Annotated in this window: 4 protein-coding genes; 2 read left to right on the top strand and 2 right to left on the bottom strand. The window is 56.8% G+C overall.

Annotation, left to right across the window (positions count from 1 at the left end; genetic code table 11):
* Window positions 1-104: 104 nt before the first annotated feature.
* Window positions 105-773, bottom strand: a complete 669-nt coding sequence (locus I9W95_RS12770; RefSeq protein WP_225675477.1) for a replication protein P — start codon at window positions 771-773, stop codon at window positions 105-107.
* The gene (locus I9W95_RS12765) at window positions 685-1,866 is read right to left on the bottom strand and encodes a DnaT-like ssDNA-binding domain-containing protein (protein WP_225675475.1); all 1,182 of its coding nucleotides are present in this window, start codon (window positions 1,864-1,866) and stop codon (window positions 685-687) included. Before I9W95_RS12765 ends, I9W95_RS12770 begins: the two co-directional genes overlap by 89 nt.
* A gap of 130 nt (window positions 1,867-1,996) precedes the next feature.
* Between I9W95_RS12765 and alr the strand changes: the two genes are divergently transcribed.
* Window positions 1,997-3,103 carry an alanine racemase gene (gene alr, locus I9W95_RS12760; protein WP_225675473.1) on the top strand — a complete coding sequence of 369 codons (1,107 nt, stop codon included), beginning with the start codon at window positions 1,997-1,999 and terminating at the stop codon, window positions 3,101-3,103.
* A complete protein-coding gene (locus I9W95_RS12755) occupies window positions 3,100-3,477 on the top strand; it encodes an MmcQ/YjbR family DNA-binding protein (protein WP_225675471.1) in 378 nt (125 codons plus the stop codon). The genes alr and I9W95_RS12755 overlap by 4 nt, the downstream gene beginning before the upstream one ends.
* Window positions 3,478-3,790: the final 313 nt, after the last annotated feature.

Raw genomic sequence — 3,790 nt, 5'->3', positions numbered from 1 at the left:
CGGTAAGTTCCCCTGGGAGGCAGCAGGCATTGCGGATTTAAAAGTCGTTTATAGAAAACCGATATCTTTAAAACTGTGGGACAGTAGTGACCGCTGGGCAGGTTTCAGTTGCCCAGCAGTTTTTTCAGATCCTGCAGACGCTGCTGCTGTTCCTCTCGTGCCAGTGGAATAATCACTTCCTGTGGCAGCGCTTTGGGAATATCCAGTTCGATTTCTTCACCATTCTGAATACGTTTCAGCAGAATTTCATAATTACGCTGATACACCGGGAAAGCGTGTTCTTCCGGAGTGTTGGCGAGAAAGAACCAGTCGCTGGCACGTCCGGCAAAATAAATTGCAGGATGTGACCAGTTAAATTCTTTCTTCGGCGACGGTGCCCGACAGGCTTCCACATAGGCGGCATAGGCGGTTGGTAAGCCCAGGGTGTCGGCAATATCACAGCGCGCCAGAACCTCATGCACATTGGGCAGGAAGGTACTTTCTTTTACCGACTTTTCAGCAGCGCGCATAATTACTTCCGGACTGTACTCGCCCAGCAGACGAGACCACAGACGTTTCGCCATATTCATGGTGTTGAGGTCCGGAAACGCTTTCAGAAACTGATTATGGTAGTTGAAGCGGAACAGCTCAAAAATCTGGTTAATGGCTTCTTTCTGTTCGATAGTGACTTCGAACGCTGCCTGATTACCAGCTGGTGTCTTTGAGTCGCTGGATGCTTGCTTCAGCTGTTGCGTAACCCGGTTGAGCAGTTGCTTGCTGTGCTGATGTTCCATTCGCTTCTCCTGGCTGGGCCAAACGCTTGCCCCACTGTTGTTTTACGTACTGCAGAAAACGGCTGTTCCAGCTGTTATGTACCTGATTGGAATCGCGCCAGTAAAGCACAAATTCCGGCACCAGTTGTTCGGCAAACCGACGGTCGATATGACCCATGCTCAGAATGTCGTAACAGTCCGGCGATGGCTGCCAGTTGTCGGCAATGCGGGTCGGCAGCGATGAATGCTCTACCGACGCACTGTAACGTGCCCACTGCTGGCGCACATGCTGAATAAATTTGCTGTTCCAGGTTTTAAACGCATCACCGCGTTCGGCCCAGTACAGAACAAATTCCGCCACCGCATCGGCAATAAACTGCGGATCAATACCAGCGCGCTCAAGAATCTGCAGGGCATCCTGATTCGGTTGCCAGTGGTGGCTGATCGGGCTGGCTTCTTCCTGTGCCGGATTAAACGCTGTGCGTTCCAGCTGGCGCTGACCGCGCTGCGCATCGTTTTGGGTATACACCCATTGCTGTTTAACGTGGCGGAAGAAGCGGGTGTTCCAGTCGTTGCGGTTAGCGCCCTGTTCCTGGCCCTGCAGAATAAAGGTGTCCAGCTGGCTGCAGGAAAAGCTGCGCGGAATGCCATGTTGCTCCAGCCGTGCCAGGGTGTCTTCCTGTGGCTGCCAGCGTTGCGGCAGGGGTTGTTTCATATGACCGACGGACGCCGGCACAGTCGCCACGGCGGCCGGTGATTGCAGCGGTTGGCTCGTTTGCGGTCGTGCCTGCGGTGGACGATCACTGACATTGTGAGTACTCGCTTCGGCGACAAAGCAGTAAATCACGCCTTCGGCATCGGGGAACATCGGCCCCTGTACGCTGATCAGGCCCTTATCCACCAGACTGCGCAGCACGTTGCGGATACTGACATCATCCCAGAATGGCAGATGCTGACGCAGGGCGTGATTACCCAACCGCGCCCAGCTCTGACTCTGCAGGCGTGCTGCATCGTTCAGTACCGTCAGCAGCACGGCTTCCTCCAGACCGATGGTGGCGGCCAGAGTGGCTGACAGGGCGATGGTCTTATCGCTGAACAGCGGGTGGCTGGGCATAGGGAATCTCTGTATCTGTTTATCCGGGCCATGACATAATGACGCCAGATCTGATTATCGACCGGGCTTGCAGGCAAGTCCCCGGACATGACAGGCTATTGTACTCATTTTCCAGGCAGTTCCCACGTCCATGACTCGTCCAACCCGTGCAGTTATTAACTGGTCCAACCTTCGGCACAACTATGAACTCGCCCGTCAGGCGGGAGCTGGGCGCGCCTATGCCGTGATCAAAGCCAATGGCTACGGCCACGGACTGGTGAGTTGCGCTCGCGCACTGAGCAGTGCAGATGGTTTTGCTGTGGCCTGTGTCGACGAAGCCATGACCCTGCGCGAAGCGGGCATTCAGCGCAAAGTGGTGGTGCTGCAGGGGGCATACAGCGCCGAAGAGTGGACGCTGGCCAGTGCCAATAATATTCAGCTGGTGGTGCATCATGCCGATCAGCTTGAGCAGCGTGCACAGGCAAAACTGACTGAGCCGGTAGGCGTCTGGCTGAAAATCAACAGCGGTATGAACCGCGTCGGCTTCCGTCCGCAACAGGCCGATGAGGTTATCGCCACATTAGCAGCCGACGACAAGCTCGACCTGCGCTATGTGATGACTCACTTCGCCAGTGCCGACGACGAAAACAGCCCGCAGTTTGCCGAACAACTGGCGCTGATGACCAGCCGCGAGTGGCCGGTGCCACTGAGCCTGAGCAATAGTGCGGCAGTGTTTACCCGCAAAGAAATAAACGGTGAGCTGGTGGCCGAAGGTGTGCGTCGTCCGGGCATCTGTCTGTATGGCAGCTCGCCGCTGAATTATCGCACTGCCGCTGAGCTTGGCCTGAAAACCGTGATGACGCTGGAGTCTCAGGTGATCAGCAGTCATTGCGTTCCCGCCGGTGAAAACGTCGGCTATGGGGCTGACTGGCGGGCACAACGCGATACCCGCGTCGGTGTGATTACCGTGGGCTACGGCGATGGCTACCCGCGCCATGCGCCGGCCGGAACGCCGGTGCTGGTCGATGGCATCGAGTGCCCGCTGATTGGCCGGGTGTCCATGGATATGATCACGGTGGATTTAACCGATCACCCAACCGCTTCGGTTGGCAGCCACGCGGAACTGTGGGGCGACAACCTCAGTGTCGATCGCATCGCCCGCCTGTGCGGTACCATCGCCTACGAACTGTTTTGCCAGCTGACGCCTCGGGTTAAACGGGTGGCGCGTGAACTGCCATCGGATACCCAGAACTCATGACCTTCGATGCCCTGCGCGACTATCTGCTGTCTAAGCCAGAGGCGCTGGAAGATTTCCCATTCGGCCCCGAAGCATACGTGTTCAAAGTGCAGGGCAAGATGTTTGCGTTGTTGTACCAGAAAGACGGCAATGCACGGGTTAATCTGAAATGCGAGCCGCGCCAGGCGCAGGAACTGCGCGATGTCTTCAGTTCGGTATTGCCGGGTTATCACATGAACAAAACCCACTGGAATACGGTGGTGCTTGGCGGCGATGTACCGTCCGGCGAATTGCAGCGCATGGTCGATCATTCCTACGCACAGGTAGTAAAAGGCCTGACCCGCGCCCAGCGCAATTTTCTCGAAACCCGCTACGGCCCCTGTCGCGACCTGTAATAACCGCGCAGGATTCTCCAGCGATGTTCATGCAGGAGCGGCTGTTAGCCGCGAATGTGAATGCCGCGGGCAGCACGGCGTCGCCTGATTTGTAGGAGCGGGCCATGCCCGCGATGGCGGGCGCAGCACGGCGTCGCCTAATTTGTAGGAGCGGGCCATGCCCGCGATGGCGTGCGTAGCACGCCTTTATACGGCATCACGTTATTTGTAGGAGCGACCTTTGGTTGGTGCGACACTCGCCGCGATCGCAGCCAGCGGCAGCTCCTACAACGTGCGGAGATATCCGAAACGCCGTCATCACGTTATTTGTAGG

This window comes from Thalassolituus marinus (genome assembly GCF_020320395.1).
GTDB classification, from domain to species: Bacteria; Pseudomonadota; Gammaproteobacteria; order Pseudomonadales; family Oceanobacteraceae; genus Venatoribacter; species Venatoribacter marinus.
This window is presented reverse-complemented; position numbering and strand designations above follow the sequence as displayed.

Bases quoted from the DNA above. Each gene is read 5' to 3' on its own strand.
- I9W95_RS12765 (WP_225675475.1), bottom strand. From the start codon at position 1,866: ATGCCCAGCCACCCGCTGTTCAGCGATAAGACCATCGCCCTGTCAGCC.
- I9W95_RS12770 (WP_225675477.1), bottom strand. From the start codon at position 773: ATGGAACATCAGCACAGCAAGCAACTGCTCAACCGGGTTACGCAACAG.
- I9W95_RS12755 (WP_225675471.1), top strand. From the start codon at position 3,100: ATGACCTTCGATGCCCTGCGCGACTATCTGCTGTCTAAGCCAGAGGCG.
- alr (WP_225675473.1), top strand. From the start codon at position 1,997: ATGACTCGTCCAACCCGTGCAGTTATTAACTGGTCCAACCTTCGGCAC.